This is a genomic window from Micromonospora coxensis, assembly GCF_900090295.1.
Taxonomy (GTDB): domain Bacteria; phylum Actinomycetota; class Actinomycetes; order Mycobacteriales; family Micromonosporaceae; genus Micromonospora; species Micromonospora coxensis.
The window spans coordinates 6,642,388-6,665,644 of the sequence record NZ_LT607753.1 but is presented as its reverse complement, the minus strand read 5'-3'; the positions used below and the strand labels follow the sequence as shown (position 1 = coordinate 6,665,644).

Annotated in this window: 21 protein-coding genes and 1 pseudogene; 8 read left to right on the top strand and 14 right to left on the bottom strand. The window is 70.5% G+C overall.

Going from position 1 to position 23,257, the window contains the following annotated elements:
* Positions 1-284: 284 nt before the first annotated feature.
* Positions 285-1,475 carry a glycoside hydrolase family 16 protein gene (locus GA0070614_RS29580; RefSeq protein WP_231933445.1) on the bottom strand — a complete coding sequence of 397 codons (1,191 nt, stop codon included), beginning with the start codon at positions 1,473-1,475 and terminating at the stop codon, positions 285-287.
* A 261-nt stretch (positions 1,476-1,736) separates the two neighbouring features.
* Here GA0070614_RS29580 and GA0070614_RS29575 point away from each other — a divergent pair, with 261 nt between their 5' ends.
* Positions 1,737-2,684 carry an SMP-30/gluconolactonase/LRE family protein gene (locus GA0070614_RS29575; protein ID WP_088979024.1) on the top strand — a complete coding sequence of 316 codons (948 nt, stop codon included), beginning with the start codon at positions 1,737-1,739 and terminating at the stop codon, positions 2,682-2,684.
* 19 nt (positions 2,685-2,703) lie between these two features.
* Here the strand turns inward: GA0070614_RS29575 and GA0070614_RS29570 are convergent, their stop codons facing one another.
* From GA0070614_RS29570 to GA0070614_RS29560, 3 genes are read right to left on the bottom strand one after another with little or no spacing between them, the layout of a single operon-like run.
* Positions 2,704-3,303 carry a bifunctional 4-hydroxy-2-oxoglutarate aldolase/2-dehydro-3-deoxy-phosphogluconate aldolase gene (locus GA0070614_RS29570; RefSeq protein WP_231933444.1) on the bottom strand — a complete coding sequence of 200 codons (600 nt, stop codon included), beginning with the start codon at positions 3,301-3,303 and terminating at the stop codon, positions 2,704-2,706.
* Positions 3,300-4,190, bottom strand: coding sequence for a sugar kinase (locus GA0070614_RS29565; protein ID WP_088979023.1), 891 nt, complete (start codon positions 4,188-4,190; stop codon positions 3,300-3,302). The genes GA0070614_RS29570 and GA0070614_RS29565 overlap by 4 nt, the downstream gene beginning before the upstream one ends.
* The gene (locus GA0070614_RS29560) at positions 4,183-4,905 is read right to left on the bottom strand and encodes an SDR family NAD(P)-dependent oxidoreductase (RefSeq protein ID WP_088979022.1); all 723 of its coding nucleotides are present in this window, start codon (positions 4,903-4,905) and stop codon (positions 4,183-4,185) included. Before GA0070614_RS29560 ends, GA0070614_RS29565 begins: the two co-directional genes overlap by 8 nt.
* 93 nt (positions 4,906-4,998) lie before the next feature.
* Here GA0070614_RS29560 and GA0070614_RS29555 point away from each other — a divergent pair, with 93 nt between their 5' ends.
* Positions 4,999-5,793 (top strand): IclR family transcriptional regulator, encoded by a 795-nt coding sequence (locus tag GA0070614_RS29555; protein ID WP_088979745.1) that lies wholly within the window; start codon positions 4,999-5,001, stop codon positions 5,791-5,793.
* A 51-nt stretch (positions 5,794-5,844) separates the two neighbouring features.
* Here the strand turns inward: GA0070614_RS29555 and GA0070614_RS29550 are convergent, their stop codons facing one another.
* Both GA0070614_RS29550 and GA0070614_RS29545 read right to left on the bottom strand, forming a co-directional pair.
* Positions 5,845-6,729, bottom strand: a complete 885-nt coding sequence (locus tag GA0070614_RS29550; protein ID WP_088979021.1) for a dihydrodipicolinate synthase family protein — start codon at positions 6,727-6,729, stop codon at positions 5,845-5,847.
* Complete coding sequence (locus GA0070614_RS29545; RefSeq protein WP_088979020.1) at positions 6,726-7,883, bottom strand: mandelate racemase/muconate lactonizing enzyme family protein; 1,158 nt, start codon at positions 7,881-7,883, stop codon at positions 6,726-6,728. Before GA0070614_RS29545 ends, GA0070614_RS29550 begins: the two co-directional genes overlap by 4 nt.
* A gap of 248 nt (positions 7,884-8,131) precedes the next feature.
* On the opposite strand from GA0070614_RS29545, the gene GA0070614_RS29540 reads away from it, so the two are divergent.
* The 4 genes from GA0070614_RS29540 (at position 8,132) to GA0070614_RS30825 (ending at position 14,079) form a co-directional block, all read left to right on the top strand.
* A complete protein-coding gene (locus GA0070614_RS29540) occupies positions 8,132-8,926 on the top strand; it encodes a carbohydrate ABC transporter permease (RefSeq protein ID WP_231933443.1) in 795 nt (264 codons plus the stop codon).
* Positions 8,923-9,843 (top strand): carbohydrate ABC transporter permease, encoded by a 921-nt coding sequence (locus tag GA0070614_RS29535; RefSeq protein ID WP_088979018.1) that lies wholly within the window; start codon positions 8,923-8,925, stop codon positions 9,841-9,843. Before GA0070614_RS29540 ends, GA0070614_RS29535 begins: the two co-directional genes overlap by 4 nt.
* Before the next feature lie 93 nt (positions 9,844-9,936).
* On the top strand, positions 9,937-11,217 hold the full coding sequence (locus GA0070614_RS29530; protein ID WP_088979017.1) for an extracellular solute-binding protein: 1,281 nt from the start codon (positions 9,937-9,939) through the stop codon (positions 11,215-11,217).
* Between the two features lie 33 nt (positions 11,218-11,250).
* Positions 11,251-14,079: a hypothetical protein gene (locus GA0070614_RS30825; protein WP_197701370.1), complete on the top strand. Its 2,829-nt coding sequence runs from the start codon at positions 11,251-11,253 to the stop codon at positions 14,077-14,079.
* 318 nt (positions 14,080-14,397) lie between these two features.
* Here the strand turns inward: GA0070614_RS30825 and GA0070614_RS29520 are convergent, their stop codons facing one another.
* The 5 genes and pseudogenes from GA0070614_RS29520 to GA0070614_RS29500 form a co-directional block, all read right to left on the bottom strand.
* The gene (locus GA0070614_RS29520) at positions 14,398-15,513 is read right to left on the bottom strand and encodes a MerR family transcriptional regulator (protein WP_088979016.1); all 1,116 of its coding nucleotides are present in this window, start codon (positions 15,511-15,513) and stop codon (positions 14,398-14,400) included.
* Between the two features lie 532 nt (positions 15,514-16,045).
* Positions 16,046-16,441 carry a VOC family protein gene (locus tag GA0070614_RS29515; RefSeq protein WP_088979015.1) on the bottom strand — a complete coding sequence of 132 codons (396 nt, stop codon included), beginning with the start codon at positions 16,439-16,441 and terminating at the stop codon, positions 16,046-16,048.
* Positions 16,442-16,453: 12 nt separating this feature from the next.
* Positions 16,454-17,227 (bottom strand): arsenate reductase/protein-tyrosine-phosphatase family protein, encoded by a 774-nt coding sequence (locus tag GA0070614_RS29510; RefSeq protein WP_088979743.1) that lies wholly within the window; start codon positions 17,225-17,227, stop codon positions 16,454-16,456.
* Between the two features lie 233 nt (positions 17,228-17,460).
* A pseudogene (locus GA0070614_RS29505) lies at positions 17,461-18,066 on the bottom strand (transposase); the annotation flags it as partial.
* A gap of 184 nt (positions 18,067-18,250) precedes the next feature.
* Positions 18,251-18,832 carry a TetR/AcrR family transcriptional regulator gene (locus tag GA0070614_RS29500; RefSeq protein WP_088979742.1) on the bottom strand — a complete coding sequence of 194 codons (582 nt, stop codon included), beginning with the start codon at positions 18,830-18,832 and terminating at the stop codon, positions 18,251-18,253.
* 156 nt (positions 18,833-18,988) lie between these two features.
* On the opposite strand from GA0070614_RS29500, the gene GA0070614_RS29495 reads away from it, so the two are divergent.
* Both GA0070614_RS29495 and GA0070614_RS29490 read left to right on the top strand, forming a co-directional pair.
* Positions 18,989-20,008 carry an aldo/keto reductase gene (locus GA0070614_RS29495; protein ID WP_088979014.1) on the top strand — a complete coding sequence of 340 codons (1,020 nt, stop codon included), beginning with the start codon at positions 18,989-18,991 and terminating at the stop codon, positions 20,006-20,008.
* Positions 20,009-20,155: 147 nt separating this feature from the next.
* Positions 20,156-21,001 carry an LLM class flavin-dependent oxidoreductase gene (locus GA0070614_RS29490; RefSeq protein WP_231933442.1) on the top strand — a complete coding sequence of 282 codons (846 nt, stop codon included), beginning with the start codon at positions 20,156-20,158 and terminating at the stop codon, positions 20,999-21,001.
* Here GA0070614_RS29490 and GA0070614_RS31730 read toward each other — a convergent pair.
* The 3 genes from GA0070614_RS31730 to GA0070614_RS29480 form a co-directional block, all read right to left on the bottom strand.
* Entirely contained in the window at positions 20,941-21,420 is a 480-nt protein-coding gene (locus GA0070614_RS31730) for a GPP34 family phosphoprotein (protein ID WP_408630721.1), read from the bottom strand. The two genes, GA0070614_RS29490 and GA0070614_RS31730, sit on opposite strands and share 61 nt — an antisense overlap.
* Positions 21,421-21,608: 188 nt before the next feature.
* On the bottom strand, positions 21,609-22,328 hold the full coding sequence (locus GA0070614_RS29485; protein ID WP_088979012.1) for an ABC transporter permease: 720 nt from the start codon (positions 22,326-22,328) through the stop codon (positions 21,609-21,611).
* Between the two features lie 26 nt (positions 22,329-22,354).
* A complete protein-coding gene (locus GA0070614_RS29480; RefSeq protein ID WP_088979011.1) occupies positions 22,355-23,236 on the bottom strand; it encodes an ABC transporter ATP-binding protein in 882 nt (293 codons plus the stop codon).
* Between the last annotated feature and the right edge of the window lie 21 nt (positions 23,237-23,257).

Below are 23,257 nucleotides of genomic sequence, written 5' to 3'. Positions count from 1 at the left end.
CAAGAGTCAGGCCGCCTGCCGGCACCCGCCAGTCTCACAGTCGTAGCTGTCGCCGACCGACCCCATGGAGGGCAGGATCCCGTTGTCGGCCAAGCGTTGCGCGAAGCGAATCGACGTGTAGTTCGAGCCCTTGCGCCAACTCAGGTGCCTCACCGGTGGAGGGCTGCCCTCACCGCCGCGAGTGACGCCCCGGCCTTCGATGCCACCGGTGTCGCGGCCGTGTGGCACGGCGGAGCAGCGGTGGGATCCGCCCGGCGCCGGTCGCAGCCTTTGTCTGCGGCTGGTCAGCGCCGGACGAACTTGACCGCGTCGGCTCGGGCGCAGCCACCGCCGCTGCCGGTCAGTCTGGCGTAGCCGGCGGTGCCGGCCCCGAAGTGGTACTGGCCGAGGGACACCCAACCGGTGCTTCCGGACCGGCCGTTCACCGTGGTGGGCGTGGTGCCACTGCTGTGCACCACGGTGAGCCGGGCGGCCGGGTCGCCGTTGGACTGGACGATGTTGTGGTAGAAGACCTCGTACGTGCCGGCAGCGCGCAGGTTCGGTCGCCAGGTGGCGGTGGCTCCGGCGACGGAGCAGCCGGCGTAGCGGGTGGTCGAGTCGACCGTCCAGCCGGACAGCGTCGAGTTGAGCCAGGAGCCGGACTCGGTGTAGCCGTAGGCGGCCGGGCCGTCGTTGTCGACGTAGGCGTCCTTGAGCCAGTAGCGCACCCAGTCGAACTGGGTGGACGACGGCAGCTTCGAGTCGTCGGGCAGTGCGCCGTAGCCGATGCTGGTGAGCCACATCGCCACGTAGTCGTGGGTGTTCTCGCTCGGCAGGTACGACGTGGTGCGGGTGAGCTGTCCGTCGACGTAGAACTTCACGGACGTCTCCGACCAGTCGACGCCGTACGTGTGCCACTGCCGCACGTCGAAGCCGGCCGGGCCGTACCAGCCGTTCTTGCTCGGCGCCGCCTTGACTCCCGAGCCCGCCCACAGGTGCACGTTCTGGGTGGTGCCGGTCGGATTCACGGAGTCGTTCTCGAAGATGTCGATCTCTGTGCGCTGCTCGGCGGGGTAGGTGGTGCTGCCGTCGCCGGCCTGGAGCCAGAACGCGCCGTGCCAGCCCGCGCCGTCGGTGACCCGCAGCCGCGACTCGTAGTAGCCGTAGCGGAACGTGGTCTTGCTGACCACGCCGCCGGCGGTGTAGCTCTTGCCGGCGTAGCTCTCCTTGCGGTGGTGGACGTTCAGGTAGCCGCCCGCCACGCTGACGTTCTCCGGTCGTTGGGCGCTGTTGGCCTTGACGTCGGTGCGGTAGTGCCACTTCGTGGTGTCGACGGCGGTGCCGTTGAACTCATCGCTGAACACCAACGTGTAGGCGCTGCTCGGCGGGTTCGCCATGACCGGCGCCGGCGGCGTGGCCACGGCGGTGAGCGCGCCGAGCCCGGTGCCGAGCAGGACGGCGCCGGCGAGCAGCCGGCGGTGGTGGGGGTATCGCACGGTGGTGCCTCCTTCGGGGGTGGGGTGTGCCGGAGGTGGGGCTACGGGGGCACGTACGAGCAAGGCGCTGGTTGCTTCCAGTTCCGACCGCCGTCGACAGCGGTAACGGAAGTTACTTGCTCTATACGGCAAGGTATCGCGCATATTGCAAGCGGTCAATCGAGGCCGGGTGGCCGATGACGCTCGTCGGCGCGTACCTCGAGAGGCCGGCCACCGGGAAGGACCGCCCTGCCCACCTTTCCCGGCACCATCATCCGTGCAATGCTCTTGCACATGCTGACCGCCGACCCCGTCTCTCTGCACGCGTATCAGCAGGGCGAAGGGCCACGCCTCGACCCCCGGACGGGCGAGCTGATCTTCGTTGACATCGCCGGGCACGCCGTGCACCGCAGCCGTCTGTCCGGCGGCACACTGGTGCCGGTCGGGACGTACGACCTGGGTGAGCCGGTGGGCACCGTCGCTCCCCTCGCCGCGCCCGGCGCCGGCTGGCTGGTGGCCGTCACCGATGACGTCGTCCACCTCGCCGAGGACGGAACCCGCACGTTGCTGCACACCGGCCTGGCCGCCGACCATGGGCAACTCAACGACGGCGCCTGCGACCCCGCCGGGCGGTTCCACTGCGGCTCACAGAGCCGGCTGCGCCGACCGGTGGCCCGGCTGCACCGGCTCGACACCGACGGGTCGTTGCATGTGGCCCTGACCGGCGTGACCGTCTCCAACGGCATCGGTTTCACCGCCGACGGCGCCACCATGTACTACATCGACACCCTGCCCGCCCGCAGCCTCGAGTCGTTCGACGTGAACCCCGACGGCAGCCTGGGCCGCCGCCGGACGGTGACCGCGGTGTCGGGTGGCAACCCGGACGGGCTGGCGGTCGACGACGAGGGCTGCGTCTGGGTGGCGGTCTGGGACGGCTGGGCAGTGCACCGGTACGCGCCGGACGGCCGGCTGCTCGCCGAGGTGCGGCTGCCGGTGGCCCGCCCCACCGCGGTGGCGTTCGCCGGCTCCACACTGCTGGTCACCACCGCGTACCACGGTCTCGACGCCGCCCAGCGGGCCGCGCAGCCGGACGCCGGCCGGATCTTCGCGGTCGATGCCGGGGTCGGTGGGCCGGCGGCCTACCCGTGGCGTGGACAACCGCCGCTGCGGCAGGGGACGACCGCCGCGGTAGCGGTGGCTGCCGGCGGCACAGATGAGCCGACCCGCTGATCCCCGGGGAACGCGGCGCTCAGGTCGACGGCAGCAACGGCCGCAGGGCCGGCAGCGCCGCCGGGTCGGCCAGCGCCGCGCCGAGCGCCACCATCGCCGCCCCGGCCGCCAGGTAGCCCGGCGCGTCGGCCGGCCGCACCCCGCCCGTGGCCACGATGCGCAGCTGGGGGAAGGGACCGAGGATCCCGGTGATCCACTCGGCACCGAGCGCCGAGGCGGGGAACGCCTTCACCCACTGACACCCGGCGCGCAGCGCCCGCTGGGCCTCCGTCGGGGTGGCCACCCCGGGCAGGTGCGGCAGCCCGGCATGCAGGCTGGCGCCCAGTACCTCCGGGTCGAAGCCGGGGGCCACGGTGTACGCCGCTCCGGCGGTCGCCGCCGCGGTGACCTGTTCCGGCGTGACCACGGTGCCGGCTCCGACGGCCAGGTTGCGACGCGCGCCGGCGGCCACCGCGGCCGCGAGGGCGGGCAGCTGCCCCGGTTCACCGATCGGCACCTCCAGGGCGGTCACCCCGAGGTCCCAGGCCGCGGTGGCCAGGGCCACGGTGTCCTCCGGGTCGTAGCCCCGCAGGATGGCCATCACCCGGGCGCCGCCGAAGAGCTCGTCGAGGGTCTTCACGGTCGAATCTCCTGGAGGTCGGCGGCGAGCCGGACGGTGTCGCCGACCGTGGCGAGCACGGCAGCAGCGACCCGGTGGCCGAGCCGCAGCCGGGCCGGCACGTCCGCGCCGCCCAGTAGCGCGGCGAGGTAGCCGGCGGCGAACGCGTCCCCGGCGCCGACCGGTTCGAGCACCGGCACCGGGACCGACGGTACGAAGGTGTCCCCTTCGGTGGCGCCGACCGCGCCGTCCTTGACCACCACCGCTCCCGCCCCGGGCAGCACGGCTCGTACCTCGGCGGGGTCGGTGCAGCCCCAGAGCCGGTTGGCCTCGTCGAGGCCGACGAAGACGATGTCGGCGCGGTCGGCCAGCTCGGCGAGGACGGTTGCCGCCTCGTCCGGGCCGGACCAGAGCGCCGGGCGGTGGTTGACGTCGAAGCTGACGAGCGCGCCGCGGACCGGCCGGTCGACAAGGGTGTGCCGGACCAGGTCCCGGGCCTGCGGGGAGAGCGCCGGGGTGACCCCGGTCAGGTGGACCAGCCGCGCGGTCGGCGGCAGCATTCCCCGGTGCAGGCGGGCCCCGGCCGAGCCGCGGCGCAGGTAGTGCACGGTGGTGCCCTCCGGTGCGGGGTCCTTGAAGAAGGCCCCGGTCGGGTGGGTGGGGTCGGTCTCCGCGCCGTCGATGTCGACGCCTGCGGCGGCGATGCGGTCGAGTACGAGCCGTCCGAGCGGGTCGGCGCCGACCCGCCCGCGCCAGGCGACGCTCACCCCGAGCTGGGCCAGGCCGATCGCGACGTTGGACTCGGCGCCGGCCACGTCGAGCTGCACCGGTCCCCCGTGGTGCAGCCGGGCCGGGGGGGCCGGGGCGACCAGTGCCATGGTTTCGCCGATGCAGTACGCGTCAGTCATCGAGGAACCTCCGCCGCAGGTCGGTGCGGAGGAAGGCGGCCGGTGAGGCGATGGAGAGCCCTCCGTCGACGGGGAGGACCGTGCCGGTGACGAACGAGGCGGCCGGTGAGGCGAGGAAGCAGACCACCGAGGCGATCTCCTCCGGGGTGCCGATGCGGCCGAGCGGGTAGCCGGCTGCGGCGTCCGGCACTGCGGCCGGGGCGATCATGCCGGGGGCGACCGCGTTGACCCGTACCCCGCGCGGCCCGTACTCCAGGGCGAGTTGGCGGACCAGCCCTTCCAGCCCGGCCTTGGCTGCGGCGTATGCCGGCACGCCGGGTGCGGCCAGGGTGGCGTTGACACTGGAGACAGCGACGATGGCGGCGCCTGCTTCCAGGTGCGGCAGGGCGGCCCGGGTGACCTGGAAGGCGGTGCCGAGAGTGGCGTCGAGGGCGGCCTGCCACGCCTGGTCGCTGGTCTCGGCGATGGGGGCGACCGGCATCACGGCGGCGGCGAGGATCAGGACGTCGAGACGCCCGGCGGCGGTGAGTGCGGCGTCGACCGCCTGCCGTGCCCCGTCGGGTGTGGCGCAGTCGCCGATCACGTCGTGATGACCTGCGGTGGGAGCCAGGCTGGCGCCGGTGACGGTGTGGCCGGTGTCGGTGAGCCGGGCCTGGACGGCACGGCCCAGCGGGGATGATGCGCCGACGACCAGCGCGCCACGATGATCGGGCATCCTGCTCCTCAACGGTCGATGTGCCGGCTCGTGACGTGGGCGGCAACACGGGCTAGAGTGTCATAGCCGGCAACTGACTTTCAAGGGGTGCACGTGGTTTCCGATAACGCTTCCAACCAGAGCGTGCTCCGCGCCACCGCAGTGCTCGACGCCTTCACCCACGGGCGCCCCGAGCTGCGGGTCACCGACGTGGCCAAGGCGACCGGGTTGGGTCTGTCGACCACCTCACGGTTGTTGGCGACACTGGAGTCGTTGGAGTTCGTGGAGCGGGATCCGATGTCGAACCTCTACCGGCTCGGCGCCAAGACGATCACCCTCGGCGGGATCGCGGTCAACCAGATGCCGGTACACCGGGCCACCCGGCAGATCGTGCAGAACCTGGCCCGCGAACACGGCCTCGGCGCCAACGTCGCGATCCGCCGCGGCGACCGGGTCTTCTACGTGGCCAACTTCGAGGGGCCGCTCTCCCCCCGGTCGTTCACGCTGGTCGGGCAGACCAACCCGCTGCACGCCACGGGTCTGGGCAAGAGCCTGCTCACCGGCCTGGACCCGGCGGTGCGCCAGTCGCTGCTGCCGGATCCGCTACCGGCGTTCACCCACCGGACGATCACCGACCTGGCCACCCTCGAGGTGGAGCTGGACCGGATCTCCAGCCGGGGGTACGCGACCGAACTGGAGGAACTGGCGCTCGGCCGGGCCTGTGTCGCCGCCCCGATCCGGGACGGCTCCGGGGAGATCGTGGCCGCGCTGTCCATCTCCGGACCGCTGTCGGCCATCGATCTGCCCCAGCGCGAGGCGCAGCTCGCCTCGGCCGCCATCGAGGCCGCCGACGCGGTGAGCGTCAGCCTCGGTCACCACGCTCCGACCGCCCTGAACACCCTGGTCTGACAGGCCGCTGCCCGGTGCCGTGCCGACGGCACGGCACCGGGCAGCGACGGCTCACAGGCCGGTCACGGCCAGGATCGCGTCCAACTCGGCGACCGTCACGTCGTCGATCGGCTGGGCGGGGGCGCGCACCGTGGCGGTGGCGATGACACCTCGGCGGACCAGCACGTGCTTGTGGATGGCCCAGGCCAGCCCCGGCTGCAGGCCGTAGCGGATGAGCGGCAGCAACCGGTTGAACCCCTGGCGGGCGTCGTCGCGCAGCCCCTTGGACCAGTCGTCGAGCACCGGACGCAGCGCATCGGCGAACTCGCAGGCCGGCATGGTGCCGACCGCACCGCGCGCGTACTCCTCGAGCAGGAACAGCGCGTTCTGCCCACCGAAGACGGCGAACCCGGGTGCCGCACGGCCAACCGCGCCACACTTCGGGGCGGTCGGTGGCGCCTCTACCTTGACCGCGTCCACCCCCGGCAGCGCGGCCAACTCGGCCAGCAGCGGCACCGGCATCTGCACCCCGGTCATGTTCGGCGCGTCCTGCACCATGACCGGTACCGGCACCTGCGCCGCGAGCGTGCCGTAGAAGTCGATCAGCTGTGTCGGCGACGGCTTGACCATGTACGGCGGCAGCACCATCAACCCGGCTGCCCCGCGTTCGGCGGCCTGCCGGGCCTGTTCCACGGCGGCCGGTAGGCCGGTGGCGTTGACCCCGACCACCACCGGTACGGCGCGACCGACGACGGTGTCCACGGCGTCGAGGATCTGTTCCCGGTCGCGGGCGGAGAGCGCGAACGTCTCGCTGGCGAAGCCGAACAGGGCGATGCCGTCCACCCCGCAGGCGAGTTGGAACTCCAGCAGCCGGTGCAGGTCGTCGACGGCCAGGGCGCCGTCGGGGGCGAACGGGGTGGCGAGGATGGGTACGAGGCCGGTCACGGGGAAGGTCACCGGGTCACCTCCGCGAGCTTGTCGGGGTCGATGTCGATGCCGAGGCCGGGGCCGTCCGGTACGGCGAAGCCGTCCGGGCCGTGCCGCAGCGGTTCCCGCAGCAGCCGGTTACCGACCGGGAACGGGTTCGGCTGGTACTCCATGGCCACCAGATCAGGGGTCGCGGCGCAGACGTGCAGCGCGGCGGCGAGCGCGATCGAGCCGGCGACCGAGTGGTGCGGTGCCATCGGCACGTGGGCGGCGTCGCAGAGCTGCACGAATGCCATCCCCTCGGTGATTCCGGTCCGGCCGATGTCGGGCTGGCAGATGTGCAGGGCCCGGCGGCGTAGCCAGTGCTCCACCTCGTAGCGGCTGCGCAGCGCCTCGCCTACGGCGATCGGCGTGCGGACCGCGCGGGCCAGGTCCCGGTGGCCCTCGATGTCCTCGGGGGCGAGCGGGGCCTCCAGGAACCAGGCGCCCCGTTCGTCGAGGCCGTGGGCGAGCCGACGGGCGTCGAACAGCGGGTACGCCCAGTGCGCGTCGAGGGCGATCCGTACCCCGGGTACGGCGGCGGCGACCGCGTCGTAGGTGGCCAGGTCGGCCTCGACGCCGGCGCCGAGGTGCAGCTTGACCGCGGTCATGCCTTCTTCGGTGGCGGCGCGGCTGGCAGCCTGGGCACGTTCGGCGTCGGTGCCGCCCGGCAGTCCCGAGCGGTATGACGGGACGACCGTGCGGAAGGCGCCGCCGAGCAGCTCGTGGACGGGTACGCCGAGGGCCCGGCCACGCAGGTCCCACAGTGCGATGTCGATGGCGGCCACCGCGTCGGCCTGGTGCCCGCTGAGGTGCCCACGGACCCGCATGAGTTGGCGCAGCCGGTGCTGGAGCACCGCGACGCCGGCCGGGTCCTCGCCGAGCAGGGCCGGGGTGAGCAGTTGGTCGACGAGGGTGGCGACCGCCTCGGTGCCGACCGGGGTCAGCGCCTCTCCCCAGCCGATGAGGCCCTCGTCGGTGTGCACGGAGACGATCAGGGTTTCCAGGTCACGGGGGTAGAGCGTGTTCCTCGGTGGGAGCACCCGGTAGTCGGGCCATCCGGACAGGGCGCGCTCGGGGCGGTCGCCCAGGTAGGTCGCCGCGGCCTGTCGGACTACGTACGTGCGTACGTGGCTGATCTTCATGGTGCCTCGCGGGATAGATGTTTCCAGCCTGTTGACGGTGTGCAACAGGCACGCCTACTCTTCCGCAGTACGAGAGTGAATTGCAAGATGTGGTTCTGACTCTTCAGCTAGCGCAAGTCGAACCCGAGAGGAGTGAACCCGTGGCCTCCCCTGTCCCCCGCTCGCCGCGGGCCCTGTCCAATGGGGTCGTTGCGGTCCTGCTGCTGTTACCGGGCCTCGGCCTCCTGGGCCTGGTGTCGGTGTATCCGTTGGTTGCGTCCTTCATCACCAGCCTGTCCAACGAGAGCCTGGTCTACCCGGGACGGACCTTCGCCGGCTGGGCCAACTACGCCGCGGTGCTCGACAGCGGGTTCGTCGATACGATCTGGACCACCCTGGTCTTCACCACCGGCGCCACCCTCGTCCCGTTCGTGGTCGGGCTGGCCCTCGCCCTGCTGCTCGACATGCGTGTCCCCGGGCGGAACACGTTGCGCGGATTGATGCTGCTGCCCTGGGTCATCCCCGGGGTGGTCGTCTCATTCCTCTGGTCGTGGATCTTCAACAGCAACTACGGCCTGCTCAACGAACTTCTCGGCGCTCTCGGGCTGCCGTCGGACCACTCCTGGACCGGGGACGTCTCCACCGCGATGCTGACGGTGATCATCGCCAAGACCTGGACGACGTTCCCCTGGGTGATGGTCACCCTCCTCGCGGCACTCAAGAGCGTGCCGGTGGAGATGCTGGAGGCGGCCCAGATCGACGGCGCCACCCGCTGGCAGCGGATCTGGCGGGTCAAACTCCCGCAGGTACGGGGGGTCATGCTCGTCGTCGCGATGCTGGAGATCATCTACAACTTCCAGCACTTCGACATCATCTACGTCCTCACCGGCGGCGGCCCCGGCAAGGCGACCTCCACCCTCGCGATCCGCATCTACGACGAGGCGTTCCGCGGCTTCGACCTGGGTCGGGCCGCCGCGCTCGGGTTCTGCGGACTCGTCCTGCTCGCCGCCCTCTTCACCGTGTACCGGTGGCTCGACCGTCGCGTGGAAGGTCAGAACGCATGAGCACCGTCCTGGACACACCCCGATCCGCACCGCCGGCCGGCGGCGCACCCGACCGGCCCGCCCGCCGACGCCGCCGGGTCCGCGACCGGGTGGGTGACGAGCGTCCCGGCGTCCTCGGCTGGGCTCTGCTGGTGCTCCTGCTCGGCTTCGGACTGTTCCCGATCTACTGGATGGCCGTCACCGCCTTCACCCCGGACGCGGACGCGATCGGCGGCGACTTCCGGCTGTTCCCGGCCCGCCCGACCCTGGCGCACTTCGCCGCGTTCTTCACCGACGCGACCCTGGTCCGCTACCTGGTCAACTCCCTCGTCGTGGCCGGGGTGACCGCCCTGCTCGGGGTGGCCGCCGCGACCTACATGGCGTACTCGTTCAGCAAGTTCCGCTACCGGGGACGTGGCTCGCTGATGACGATGGTCTTCGTCTCGCAACTCTTCCCGTCGTCACTGTTGCTGATCGCGCTCTACGTGATGTTCCAGAACCTCGGGCTGCTCTACACCTACACCGCGCTGGTGCTGTCGTTCTCCACCTTCACGCTGCCGCTCTGCGTCTTCGTGCTGAAGGGCTTCTTCGACGCCATCCCCGACGACGTGATCGAGGCGGCCAAGATGGACGGCGCCGGCGAGTGGACCGTCATCCACCGGGTCGTCCTGCCGATAACCGGACCCGGTCTGGTCGCCGCCGGACTGTTCGCCTTCATCCGGGGCTGGAACGACTTCATCTTCGCCCTCACCCTCGGCGGGCCGGACACCCAGACCCTGCCCCCCGGACTGGTCCGCACCTACATCACCGAGGCGCAGGCGAACTGGCCCGACCTGATGGCCGCGTCGCTGATCGTCTCCGCGCCGGTGGTCGTCGTCTTCATCCTGCTCCAGCGATTCCTGGTCACCGGTCTGGCCGCCGGAGCGGTCAAGGGCTGACCGGGCGCACCCCCGGGTGCCGGGACGAACGACCTCCCGGCCACCGCCACTCCCTCACCACCCGCATCCCTTCCCCCGTTCAGGAGTAAACCGATGAGCGCCATCCTCAGCCGTCGTACCCTGCTGCGCGCCCTCGGCGCCGGCGCCGGTGTCGCCGCCCTGTCCGCCTGCGCCTCCCGCGGCGCCGCCCCGGCGGCCGGCGACAAGGCCGCCAAGGAGATCAACTTCTACAACTGGTCGATGTCCGAGGAGGCCAACAAGCCCGCCTGGGAGAAGCTGCTCGCCGCGTACCAGTCGAAGCAGCCGGACGTGAAGATCGCCCCGGTGGTCTACCCGTGGACCGGCTTCCTGGAGCCGATGCTGCTCGCGGCCCGCAACGGACAGACCTTCGGGGCCCTGCAGATGCCGATCGACCAGCTCACCACGTTCGCCTCACTCGGCGTCCTGGAGGACCTCGGCGACCTGGCGAAGAAGAACGACTACACCCCGGCCACCCTGCTGATCGCGCAGGCGAACGGCCAGCAGGTCGCCCTGCCGCACTACTCCGGCGCGATCGGCATGTTCGTCAACCAGACCTGGCTGGACCGCATCGGCGTCAAGGACGTACCGGCCACGGTCACCGAGTTCGAGAGCCTGCTCACCGAACTGAAGAAGGCCACCGGCAAGGCGCCCTACCTCGGCTCGACCAAGGACCCGGCGTTGAAGGACCTGATCCCGTGGATGTGGACCTTCGGCTCGACGGTGTACGCCGACGGCCGGGTCCAGGTCAACGACGAAGGTGGGGTCCGGGCCCTGGAGTGGTATAAGGGCCTGCTGGACAAGGGCCTCATCCTGCGCGACATCTCCCGTACCGAGTCACGGGTCATCTTCGGCCGGGGCGACGCCGCCCTCTACGACGACGCCACGCTGGCCCGGCAGTTCCTGCTGGCCGCACCGAAGGGCAAGGAGGTCGCGGCGGTCACCCGCCCGGTCTCCCGGCCGGTGCTGACCGCCGGGGACAAGCCGCAGGCGATGTCGCACGGGCACTGCGTCGCGGTGTTCAAGGGCAAGGGCGCGGAGACCGGCCGGCAGTTCGCCGAGTACCTCACCGCCGACCCGGACAGCCTGAAGACGTTCTTCGAGGGGACCAGCCTGCCGCCGGCCGCCACGAAGGCGCTCCAGTCGCCGTGGTTCACCGCGGACACGTACCAGATGGACTTCGCCGAAAAGGTGACCCGGACCGCCTCCGCCGACCCGTTCTGGGTCCTGCCGAACTTCGCCCAGGTCGAGAAGGTGCTCACCGACGCCATCGGGTCGGTGCTGGCCGGTCGGGAGAAGGCCAAGCCGGCGCTGGACGCGGCCGCCTCCGCGATGCAGGCCCTGATCAAGAAGTAACCCGGCCAGCTCCCGCTCACCTGGAGGAGAACGATGCGACGACCGAACCTGCGGCGACTCGCGGCCGGCGTGCTGTGTGTGACGCTGCTGGGTGTTGCCGTGCCGGGCCCGGGTTCCCCCACCGCTGCGGCGAACGAGCAGCCGGTACCCGGACGACAGCTCTTCGCCGACGACTTCGGCGCGGGCACGACGAACTGGCGGGCCGTCACCGGCGCCCTCACCGAGTGGCAGCCGGCCAGTGCGGAGATCGACTACCTGACCATCGACGCCCGCACCCAGACATCCGGCCGGTACATCGTGCCGACCACGGCGCTGAACCTGCCGGAGCGGTACGAACTGCGGACCCGGGTCCGTTTCGAGGCCGCCTCGAGCAGCCCGAGCCTCAATCTGCTGACCGACTTCCAGGGTGACCCGCTCGTGGTCAGCCAGCGCAACCTGGCCGCCCAGATCCTCGGCCCTGGCAGCATCCAGGTCTCCCGCCCCAACGCCAGCGTGGTCTGCCGCGGACCCGCGCCGGTCAAGACCGGCGAGTGGCACAACCTGGTCATCCGACGGGCCAACGGCATCTCGGTCGTGGAGGTCGACGGGCAGCGGGTGGCCTCCGTGGCGGCGCCGGCGGCCGGTGGCACCCTGGCGCTCGGCGCGTACCACGTGAAGGCGTCCTTCGCCGCGCTCGCGGTGTACGAACTCGACCAGGTGCCGACCGGCCACCCCACCCAGGCGGGCGGATGCCAGTGGACACCGCCCGGAACACCGGACGTCGACCAGCCGATCCTGGTCAACCAGAGCGGCTACGACATCGACCGGCCGAAGCGGTTCACCGCTCCCCGGGCCGCCGACGGTGACGCCTTCGTCATCACCGACGCGTCCGGCGCGAGCCGCTTCACCGGCACAGTCAACAGTCAGGTGGGCGATTTCACCACCTTCACGCCCACCGACACCGGCCCGTTCACCATCCGGGTCACCGGGGCGGCCGGCACCGGCGACTCGGTGCCGTTCGGCATCGGCGCGAGCTGGACCGAACGGGTGTCCTACGAACGTGCCATCAACTTCATGACCGACGTGCGCTGCTACTACGGCCGGTTCAGTCAGCGGACGTCCGGCGGCACCCACCCGGACTGCAAGCTGGGCGTCGGCTGGCGCGACGGCCACCAGTTCTCCTTCGAACTGTCCAGCCTGGTCGACCTCTACCTGTCCAACCCCGCGGCGTTCGACCGGATCACCGACCCCACCGCGGTGTACGAAGGACTGCCGGTGACCCTGCCCGCCGACACCCCGGAGATCATCCGGCTGATCCACTGGGCGGTGGAGATCTACCTCGACGCGAGGGTCGACCACACCTTCTTCAAGGAGCAGTTGGCCGCCTTCCTCTACGCCTACCCGCACCTGTCCGACCACATCCCCCGGTCGGTCTACGAGCGGGCCCGGGACCACCTCTTCCCGCTGTGGGGACAGGACGCCAAGGACCGCTTCGCCTGGCACGAGTACACCCCGCACACGGCCAACCTGTTCCAGGTCTACACCCAGGTCGGCACCGGCAAGGGCGAGTTCCCGCCCGGTCACTCGGTCTGGCCCAACCTGATGATGCACGAGGTGGCCAAGAGGGAGGCACGCGCCGATGCCGGCCGGTACCTGACCGCCGCCCGGGACCAGGCCGCCTGGTTGGTGGCCAACCTCGACCTGGCAGCGCCGCAGACCACCAAGGGACAGCGGCAGGGCGAGTACCACCTGATCACCGGGCTCACCCGCTTCGCCCTGGCGTACCCGGACCAGGCACCGGCCGGCATCCGAGCGTTCGTTCAACAGTGGGCCGAGATCGCCGTCGAACGGTCGGACAACATGTGGGACTTCCGCCGGTACTCCGACAGCCGCTGGACGATCCCCTCGTTCACCGGCGGCGCCGCGGCCGACCCCAACGAGACCGGCAACGTGGCCGGCTTCGCCGCACCCGCCCTGGCCGCCGCGACGCTGCTCGGCACCGGACCGACCAGCGAACGGCTGCGGCAGATCGCCACCGCGCACGTCGACAACCTCTTCGGCCGCAACCCGACCGGCCGCCACGCCACCTACCGTGCCGCCACGGACGAGTGGGGTTTCGAAGGGGTCGAACTCGGCTGGTTCTCCGAACTGCAGGGCGGCTACGGCAAGCTCCAGGGAGCACGCGGCGTCCTCGACGGCAGCCCGAAGAACGATCACTACCCGTACAACCCGCAGCTCGGCAACATCGGCTGGACCGAGGGATGGGTCACCTTCAACACCGCCTGGAACGAGTCACTGGCCTGGATGGCGGTGGCCAACACCACCCTGCGTGCCCGGGACCTGCACGGGCAGCCGGCCACCCGGGTACCGGCCGGGACGCCGGTGTCACTGACCCTGGAGGCGCCGCTCAACCTGGACTCGGCCGCGCTGGACACCGCGGAACTGCGGCTGGTGGTCAACGGCGCCGACCGGGGCACCGTGCCGGTGCGCCAGGTGGTGGAGAACACCGACGTGCTGACCGGGGTGCTGGACCTCGCTGCGCTGGGGGTCGTACCAGGTGACCGGGTAGAGGTGCGGTACGGGTACGGCGACTTCACCCGGCACGTGGGCTTCACCGTGGTGCACGGCTGCGACGGCCGGGTGGCCACCGTGGTCGGAACGAACGGAGACGACGTGCTGCGCGGCACCGCAGGGGCCGACGTCATCTCCGGGCTCGGCGGAAACGACGTCCTGCTCGGCCTCGACGGCGACGACGTGATCTGCGGCGGCGCCGGCAACGACGTCATCAACGGCAACGACGGTGACGACCGGCTCTTCGGCGGCCCCGGAACGGACCTGGTCAACGGCAACGACGGCGACGACGTGATCTCCCAGGACGGCTGACCGGCGGCCTCGTCGCGGTGATCGGACCGCTGCGGACAACTGCACGACCATGAACGGAACGTCCGGCGACCACACCACGGTCGCCGGACGTCCACCGTTGCCCGACACCACCACCGGCACCTCTACAACACCCCACCTCACGGGTACGACACTTCCCGGCAGCCGCCAACCCGACGATCGTTGATGGACAGCGCACTAGCCTCGCAGCGGCACGAGCGTGCACCGGATCCGTGTGTCGCTTTTTCATGCCAGACGTCGCCGCGGCACTACCTGCCAATCCCCGGCGGCCCGCGCTCCGGCGGCGCGCGCCACAGTGGATCAGGCTACGAGCAGGCGGAGGCCGAGCTCTGCCGTGTCGAGGGCGACGAGATCGCGGTTGCGTTCGGCCCACCGGCCTGAGGAGAGGTCTTCGCGAAGTGTGCTGACTGCCCGTTGCTCGGCCTGCGGTCCCACTCTGGTCCATACCGAAACCGCGCGGCGTACATGTTCGTCCAGGTACGCCTCAGGCCGGCGCCAGTGTGCCTCGAAGAAGCCGTCAGCGCAGTCCCAGGGAACGAGCACCGGCTCCGCGTGTCCTCCGATCGCACGGGTCAGGTCGGCCAGGGACGGCCAGCCGACGAGAAGCTGGGCGAACTCGGGCAGGTAATCGCGGGTGAGCCAGAACCGCTGCCGCCAGCCGGTGTCATCGGCGTCGTACGTGAACACCACGACGCGGCGGGCCACGCGCCGCATCTCACGCAGCCCGGCGACCGGGTCCGGCCAGTGATGGACGGTGCTGACCGCCATCGCGGCGTCGAAGGACTGGTCCTCGAACGGCAGACTCTCCGCAGCGGCGGCCACGCACGGGGCCGCGCCCCGGGGACGCTGCGCCCGCATGACCGCCGACGGTTCCACCGCCGTGACGTCACGGTCGGGGGGTTCGTAGGAGCCGGTGCCGGCCCCGACGTTCAGTACCGTTCGTGCGTCCCCCAGCGCATCCCAGATGCGCGCGGCGATCCGCGGCTCGGTGCAGCGCGTCGCCGGGTAAGCGGATCCGATGGCGTCGTACAACTGCGCGCCGAACATCTTCAGTTGCTCCTCCGGCGTCGTCCTGATTCCCATCGCTCGTGCCTCCAGTTCCCTGTCTATGGCCGTCACCATGGCAGCAGCGCGGTCGCGCTGGTCCACCAGCAGGCCGCGCAGCCGGCACAGGTGGGCGACCGCGTCGGCAGCGGGGTTGTCAACCAGATCCGCGATCTCCCGTAATCCGAAGCCGAGCCGCCGGTAGGCGAGCACCTCCCGGAGTCGTTCCACGTCGTCCGCGGAGTAGGCACGGTGCCCAGCCGCGGTCCGCGTGGACGGCTCCAGCAGGCCGATCTCGTCATAGTGATGCAGTGTGCGGACGCTGACGCCGGCCAACTCCGCCACACGCCCCACGGTCAGGTGCTCCTCCACGCCACCGACTATGTGACATGACGCCGCGTGAGGAGCAAGCGCTTCGCTGCCGGCATGATCGAGCTTCCGCTCTTCGGCCCGACCGGACGCTGATCGGCGCGGCCTGCGACAGAAGTGGCTATCTCGCCGATCCGCCGTCGACCACCGCTGGTATGCATGCCGGTCGCAACGCGTGCCGGCCGGTCAAGGTCACCACGTGTCAATCCCCCTGCGGTGGCGCCCGCTCGACGAGGAAACCGGCGCCACCTTCACCGACTGCGTGGACATCGACGGGCTCTTCGTCACTGCGTGATCCCGCACGAGCCGCTTACCACCGCTACCCCCTGTTGAGCTGTGCGCCATCCGGACCGCACCTCGCCGCTGTCGACGGCCCGGGGCCGACCTGGTTCGGCGACTTCGTGCTTCCCGATAGGCGACGAGGCTCGGCTCGGGTGGCATCACGACCGCCGAGCTGGCACATCGGCCTTGACCTTCGCCGATCGTCGCCGACGGTCCCTGCTGCCGGAAGATGGCGCCCCGGGGTGGGCTTCCGTCAGGGGGTGGCTTGTCGGTGGGCGGGTTGGAAGAGTTCGACGAGGTTGCCGGCGGGGTCGGTGAGCAGGATCTGGCGTCCGCCGGGGCCGGCGATGACGTCGCTGCGGAACGACAACCCGGCGCTGCGTAGTCGGTCGATCTCGGCATCCAGGTCGTCGACGACGAGGTGGATGCGGTTGCGTCCGGCGGTGGCGGCGTCGTCGGGGGTCGCGCGGGCGCCGGAACTGGCTGGGCCGGACACCAGCAGCCGCAGCGGGCCGCGTACAACGTCTGCGAAGGCTGGCCCGGCACTGGTCTTCAGGGCGAAGCCGAGATGGGTGGTGTAGAAGTCGACGGCGGCCTGAACGTCGTCGACGATGTAGCGGACGCTGGCGTACTGTTCGGACGCTGTCACAGGTGGTCTCCTTCAGGATCGCATGGCGCTGACGACCGGCAGCAGGTGCCTGACGCGGGTCTCGATGTCAGCCGCAGTGCGCCGGAAGGCGAGGTAGTCAGCCCGAGCGGTGCCGCCGGTGGCGACGGGGTCGGGAATGCTCCAGTGCATTCGCCGAGGCCGACCCGGGAAGTCGGGGCACGCCTCACGGGCTTTGTCGCACAGGCTGATGACGTAGTCGAACCGTCGACCGGACAGGGTGTCCCAGTGCCGAGGGCTCCGGCCGGTGATGTCGATGTCGAACTCTTCGCGGAGCACCCGAACGGCGTTGGCGTCCAGGTGCGGCTTGGGCCGGCTACCGGCACTCATTGCCTCGACCTGGCCGTCAGTAGAGTGGCGCAGCAGGGCTTCGGCGATCGGTGAGCGGGCGCTGTTGCCCGTGCACAGGAACAGCACGCCGACGCGGGGCCAATGTAGCGGACCAGCCGTGGACACACTCGGCGCGACGTGCCCCCGGGTCAGCGTCGGATGCAGGGCCGCCCCGGCGTCGGCGAGTGCGTCCGCGCAGCGGTCCAGATCCAGGTGGTAGTAGCTGTCGCGGCCGTCGAAGCTGCTGCGGGTGGCCGTGACGAGCCCGCCGTCGCGCAGCAGCCGCAGGTGGTACGAAACCAGATTCTGTGGCTCGCCCACCAGCGTCACCAACTCCCGAACCCGGTAATCGCTGGCCGCGAGCTCGGTCAGTAGCCGCCAGCGCAGCGGATGGGCGGCCAGGCGTACGAACGCCGGGGCACTCTGACTCGACAGCATCACGACTGCAAGTTACATCAAATGAATGTGATGCATCAAGCAGATTTGATGAAGTGTCATGGATGGAGGATGTGGGTGGGGTGTCCGAGCGGCAAGCACGGTGACTGCCAGCCGTAAGAATCGGCCAGCCTGACCAGAGACAAATAGACACCCCGCCATCAGCGGCGGTGTTGATCGTGACCATGCGGGCCTTGGTGAGTAGTTCCAGGCCCATGTAGCGGCGTCCTTCGGTCCACGTCCACGCCAAGGACTTCGCGCCCTCCGTCGGCGTCGACCCCGACGGCGATCAGGCCATGGACGTTGACGTGCGGCCGTGCTCGCGGACCTTCATCGTCAGAGCGTCCATCCACACGAACGTGTAGTGGACGGCGTCGAGGAGCCGGTTGCGGAACGCCTCGACCTGGGCGTCGAGGTGGGCGGCCTTCTCCAAGACCTGCGACTTCGACAGCTGTCGGATCCCGAGCTGCTCGACCAGCTTCTCCACCCGCCGCGTCGACACCCCGAGCAGATACGAGGTCGCCACGACCGACACCAAGGCCTGCTCGGCCCGCCGCCGGTGCGTCAACAGCCAGTCCGGAAAGTACGAGCCCTGGCGCGCTTGGGAATGGCCAAGTCGATTCGTCCCGACCGGGTGTCCCACTCACGCTGCCGGTAGCCGTTGCGCGAGTTCACCCGCTCATCGCTGCGCTGCCCGTAACCGGCACCGCGGATCGCGTCCGCTTCCGCGGACATCACCGCCTGCGCGAACGTTTTGATCAACGCCCGCAACACGTCCGGCGACTCGCCCTCGATCTGCTCGCGCACAGGCCAACAGGGTTCACACTCTCTGAAGCGGCCATCGCGTCCTCACTTCCTTCCCCGACTTGGTCGTCATGAAGGATCGACGCGATGGCCGTCTCTCATCTACGCAACACGCCCATCACGGGGAGTCGTACACCACGTCCGTGGACGCCACCGCCGTCAGGCCAAGGGATCCGGAGGCGGCCGGCCGCCCGCGTTCGATCCGGTCGTCTACCAGCAGCGTCACCTGGCGGATGCGAGCCCGGCGACGAGGAGGCCGACCAGGCGGCGTGCGTCGTAACGGGGATCACTGCCCGCGCCGATGCAGAGATTGCCGACGCCGCGCAGCAGCCCGTAGGCGTCCACGTCGGGGCGGATCTCGTCGGCGGTGACGGCGGCGTCGAGGAGCTGGTCGCAGACCGGGACGAGCCGGTCGAGGAAATAGGCGTGCAGGGCCTGGAAGGCGGCGTCGTCGGACTGTAGCGCTGCAGCGAGACCGTGCTTGGTGACCAGGAAGTCGACGAACAGGTCGATCCACTGTGCCAGGGCGGCGTGTGGTGTGTCGCTGTCGGCCAGTAGGGCCGGTCCCGCCTCGGCGCACGCCTCGATCTGGTGCCGGTAGACGGCGACGATGAGGTCGGCGCGGGTCGGGAAGTGGCGGTAGATCGTGCCTACGCCGACGCCCGCCCTGACGGCGATGTCCCGCACGGGCACGTCGACGCCGGAGGTGACGAACGCCGCGGCGGCGGCGTCGAGCAGGGCCCTCTCGTTGCGCCGGGCGTCGGCCCGCTTGCGCGGGACCGGTTGCTCCGTGCCGCTGTCGATGTCGGCCACGTCGCGTTACCTCCGTCACTCCGCTTGGCATCCGGAACACTGTTCCGTATGTTGTTTATCGGAACAGTGTTCCGCTTGCTCAGGATACTGACCGGACGGGCTACCACCAAACCGTGTACCGCCGGACGTCGGTAAGGGAGAACAGTCATGCAGTACCGCACGTTGGGTCGTACTGGTGTGCAGGTCAGCACCCTCGTACTCGGCGCGATGAACTTCGGCAAGATCGGCAACACCACCCAGGAGGAAGCCACGGCCATCGTCGACGCAGCGCTCGAGGCGGGGATCAACCTCATCGACACCGCTGACGCCTACAGCGGCGGCCAGTCCGAGGAGATGGTCGGCAAGGCCATCGCCGGCCGCCGGGACGACGTCGTCCTGGCCACCAAGGCGACCCTGCCGATGGGCGACGAGCGCAACCAGCGGGGCGGCTCGCGCCGCTGGCTGGTCACCGCGCTGGAGAACAGCCTGCGCCGCCTCGGCGTCGACCACATCGACCTCTACCAGATGCACCGGTGGGATCCGACGACCAGCGACGACGAGACGCTGTCGGCGCTGACGGACCTGCAGCGCGCGGGCAAGATCCGCTACTTCGGCTCCTCGACCTTCCCGGCCTACCGCATCGTGCAGGCGCAGTGGACCGCCCGCGAGGGACGTCTGAGCCGTTACGTGACCGAGCAGCCGAACTACTCGATCCTGCAGCGTGGCATCGAGACCCACGTGCTGCCCGCGACGCAGCAGTACGGCATGGGCGTGCTCGCCTGGAGCCCGCTGGCGTCGGGCTGGCTGTCCGGCGCGATCCGCGCCGGACAGGAAATCAGCACGAACCGCGCGGGCTTCATGCAGCAGCGCTACGACATCAGTATCCCCGCCAACCGCGCCAAGCTCGACGCCGTCGAGCAGCTCGCCACAGTTGCCGACGAGGCTGGCCTGAGCATGATCCAACTCGCGCTCGGCTTCGTCACCGCGCACCCGGGCGTGACCAGCGCGATCATCGGCCCCCGCACGATGGACCACCTCCGCTCGCAGCTCGCCGCCTCGGACGCGGTGCTCTCGGCCGACGTGCTGGACGCGATCGACGCGATCGTGGCTCCCGGCGTCGACCTCGCCGCCCACGAGAAGAACGACACCCCGCCCGCTCTGCTGGAGCCGGCGCTGCGCCGCCGCTGATCACTCGGCACGTCGGTGACCGGGCGGCAGACGTACGCCTGCGCGTCCGTCTGCCGCCTGACCCGCCGCACAGCCAGGTCTTCCCAGGCTCGCGTCGAAGGGACGAACGGACCCATGCCAAGCAAGCCCTCGCCCAGCTTCGGGCTCATGACCGCCCCGATGCACGTCGACTACCACGACATCCTGCGGGTCTGGCAGGACGCGGACGCCATCGCCGAGATCGAGCACGCGTGGCTGTTCGACCACCTCATGCCCATCGGTGGCGACCCTGGCGGACCGGCGTACGAAGGCTGGACCCTGCTCTCCGCCCTCGCCGCGCAGACCGAGCGGCTGCGCCTGGGCGTGATGGTGACCAGCAACCGCTTCCGGCCTCCCGCGATGCTTGCCAAGATCGCCACGGTCGTCGACATCGTCTCCGGGGGGCGCCTCGACTTCGGCATCGGCGTCGGGTCGCGGCCCGGTCACCCCCTGGCCCGGCGGGAGTACGCCGCGCACGGCCTGCCCTTCGCCGACACCGCCAACGCCGTGGGCAGCCTCGCCGAGGCGCTCACGGTCATCCGGCGGCTCTGGACCGACAACGAGCCGTTCGACTTCCACGGCACGTACGTCGACCTCACCGGGGCGTTCGCCAGCCCCAAGCCCATGCAGCGCCCGCACCCGCCGATCGTGATCGGTGGCCGCTCAGCCGCCACGTTGCGGGTGGTCGCCGAGCACGCGGACATCTGGAACATCGCCAGCGGGGACGTCGACGACGCCGTGAGCCGCGGTGCCCTCCTGGAACGCTACTGCGCCGAAATCGGCCGCGACCCCGCGTCGATCACCCGCTCGATCAACCTGCCCGTCTCCTACGACCAGCCCGGGCTCACCCAGGACGCCGTCGGCAGGGCGATCGGCGCCGGCTTCGGGCACATCGTGCTCGTGCTGCCGGCGCCCTACCCCGCTGGCGTCGCGCGTTGGGTCGCCGACGAGCTCATCACCCCGTCGACCACATAGCGGCCGTGGCGGTTCGGTCCGGGGTGATCTCCGACCCGGGCAACGGCGGCGGTGCCCGTCACCGATGGCGTCCACGGGATCCCGCGGTGGAACTGCGGGGGGGCCGCTCGCGGCGAGCAGTGCCGCGAGCACGGCGATGCGGGTCTGCGGCTGCGCACCGTCCACGAGGACCTGCCGGATGTCGGCGAGAGACGCGCCCGGCGTCCGGTCCCACCCTCGGGCAGGGCTGTCGTGCGGAACAGGCCTAGCACCGTGTGCGGCTCCTGATCGATGTCGCCCCGTGCGATGAGCCTGTCCCACACCGGCTCGCGCAGCGGGGGGCCGACTGCCACGAGTGCGGTCTGCACGCCCCTCGGCTTTGCGGAGAGGTAGTCCCCCGCCGGGCTCAGGAGGTCATCCGACGGTGGGTGACCCCCCACGCTCCTGGCCCCGCATTGGTCCACAGTGGTCAGTCACTCGCCTACGACGAGGTCCGCGCGGACGGCTCCCCGAGGACGTAGAAGTGGGTGTTCTCCCCCGCGACGGTCCCGGGCCTGGGTGGGAGCAGAAGCAGCAGGAGATCTTCCACCAGCGTCGATGGGTCCGCATGCTTTCGAGGTTCGGTGGGTCATCGGCGGGGCTCCCAGCGGAAGAGTCGGGTGGCGAGGGTGACGGCGATGGCGACCCAGGCCAGGGTGGGCGCGAGCAGGGCGAGGGATTCGGTCACGGCGACGCCACCGTTCCAGGCGTTCATGGTCAGCTCGGTGGCGGCGCCGCCGGGCAGGAGTCGCTTGAGCCAGGTGAGGTCCTCGGTGCCGGTGATGCCGATCCAGCTGGACACGGCGATCACGCCGAGGGTGACGGGCAGAGTGGTGACCTGGGCGTGTTCAGGTGAGTTGGTCAGCCCGGCGGTGGCCAGGGCCAGGCCGATCATCATGGCCAGGGTGGCGATGGTCGCCACTACGAGCAAGGCGATGTTCGCCGGCTTCCCGGCGACGATGGCCAGGGCGGTCAGGATCGCGGTGACCTGGATCAGTGCGAGAACGGTGGCGGGTAGCAGCAGGCCGGCGAGGATGCCGGTGTCGCTTGCGGCGGTGGAGCGCAGCCGCTTGAGGAAGAGGTTCTGCCGCCGGGACGCCAGGGTGGTGACGGCGGTGGCGTAGAGCCCGAACGCGGCGATCGTGAACATCACGATCGCGGCGATGTAGCCGAGGCTGCCGAGGGCGGCGTAGGTCTCGTGCTGGCGGACGAAGAACGCGCTAACGACTACCGGGATGATGAGGCTGGTGATCAGTACCAGCCGGTTGCGGAAGATCTGGATCAGCTCGCTTGCAGCGATGGACAGCACAGTGGCACTCCTGTCGGGGTGGCGGGTCAGTTGCTGAGGGCGCGGAAGACGTCGTCGAGGCGGGTCGGCCCAGCCTCCAAGCCCTGCAGCTCGACGGCGTGGTCCTGGGCCCACCGCAGCAGGACGTGCAGGTCCTTCTGCAGTCCGAAGGTCTCGACCACGACCTCTCCCTCGGCGTTGACCGCAGCCTGTAGCGGTAACACCGGTGCCCCGGTCGGGAGGGAGAAGCGGATGACGGCCGGCAAGGTGCGGGTCAGTTCGGCCACGGTGCCCTCCCGGTGGAGGGTGCCCTGGTGCATCAGTCCGATGCGGTCGGCGCGCTGCTGCGCCTCCTCCAGATAGTGGGTGGTGAGCACGATCGTCGCGCCGTTCTCACGCAGCCGATCGACGGTCGCCCAGACGGCGTCGCGGGACTGGATGTCCAGGCCGGTGGTCGGCTCGTCGAGGAAGAGCAGCTCCGGGGTGCCGTAGGCGGCGGTGGCGAAGTCCAGCCTTCGCTTTTCCCCGCCGGACAGCTGGGCCACCCTCCGGCCGGCCCGGCCGGTCAGGTCGACGAGGTCGAGCACCCGGTCGACGTCGTCGGTACGCCCACTGAGCCGGCCGATCAGACCGACGGACTCACGGACGGTGAGGTCCGGGGAGAATCCGCTCTCCTGAAGCATGACCCCCATCCGGGGACGTACCACGCGCCGGTCGCCCGGGGCGTGCCCGAAGACGCGCACCGTGCCGGACGTCGACCTGCGGTGTCCCTCGATGACCTCCAGGGTCGAGGTCTTCCCGGCCCCGTTGGTGCCCAGCAGGGCGTACAGCTCTCCGGGTCGAACCTCGAAGGAGAGGTCCTTGACGGCGTGGAAGTCGCCGTAGGTGAGATTCAGTCGGTCGACGTCGATGACGGGGGTGGTGGTCATGTCCCCATGACAGCAGCGATC

What these genes read in the sequence shown, in the direction of transcription:
- GA0070614_RS29490 (WP_231933442.1), top strand. Translation starts at nt 20,156, where the DNA reads ATGACCGCCCCGATGCACGTCGACTACCACGACATCCTGCGGGTCTGG.
- GA0070614_RS29565 (WP_088979023.1), bottom strand. Translation starts at nt 4,190, where the DNA reads ATGACTGACGCGTACTGCATCGGCGAAACCATGGCACTGGTCGCCCCG.
- GA0070614_RS29480 (WP_088979011.1), bottom strand. Translation starts at nt 23,236, where the DNA reads ATGACCACCACCCCCGTCATCGACGTCGACCGACTGAATCTCACCTAC.
- GA0070614_RS29535 (WP_088979018.1), top strand. Translation starts at nt 8,923, where the DNA reads ATGAGCACCGTCCTGGACACACCCCGATCCGCACCGCCGGCCGGCGGC.
- GA0070614_RS29495 (WP_088979014.1), top strand. Translation starts at nt 18,989, where the DNA reads ATGCAGTACCGCACGTTGGGTCGTACTGGTGTGCAGGTCAGCACCCTC.
- GA0070614_RS29510 (WP_088979743.1), bottom strand. Translation starts at nt 17,227, where the DNA reads ATGCTGTCGAGTCAGAGTGCCCCGGCGTTCGTACGCCTGGCCGCCCAT.
- GA0070614_RS29575 (WP_088979024.1), top strand. Translation starts at nt 1,737, where the DNA reads ATGCTCTTGCACATGCTGACCGCCGACCCCGTCTCTCTGCACGCGTAT.
- GA0070614_RS29545 (WP_088979020.1), bottom strand. Translation starts at nt 7,883, where the DNA reads ATGAAGATCAGCCACGTACGCACGTACGTAGTCCGACAGGCCGCGGCG.
- GA0070614_RS30825 (WP_197701370.1), top strand. Translation starts at nt 11,251, where the DNA reads ATGCGACGACCGAACCTGCGGCGACTCGCGGCCGGCGTGCTGTGTGTG.
- GA0070614_RS29530 (WP_088979017.1), top strand. Translation starts at nt 9,937, where the DNA reads ATGAGCGCCATCCTCAGCCGTCGTACCCTGCTGCGCGCCCTCGGCGCC.
- GA0070614_RS29560 (WP_088979022.1), bottom strand. Translation starts at nt 4,905, where the DNA reads ATGCCCGATCATCGTGGCGCGCTGGTCGTCGGCGCATCATCCCCGCTG.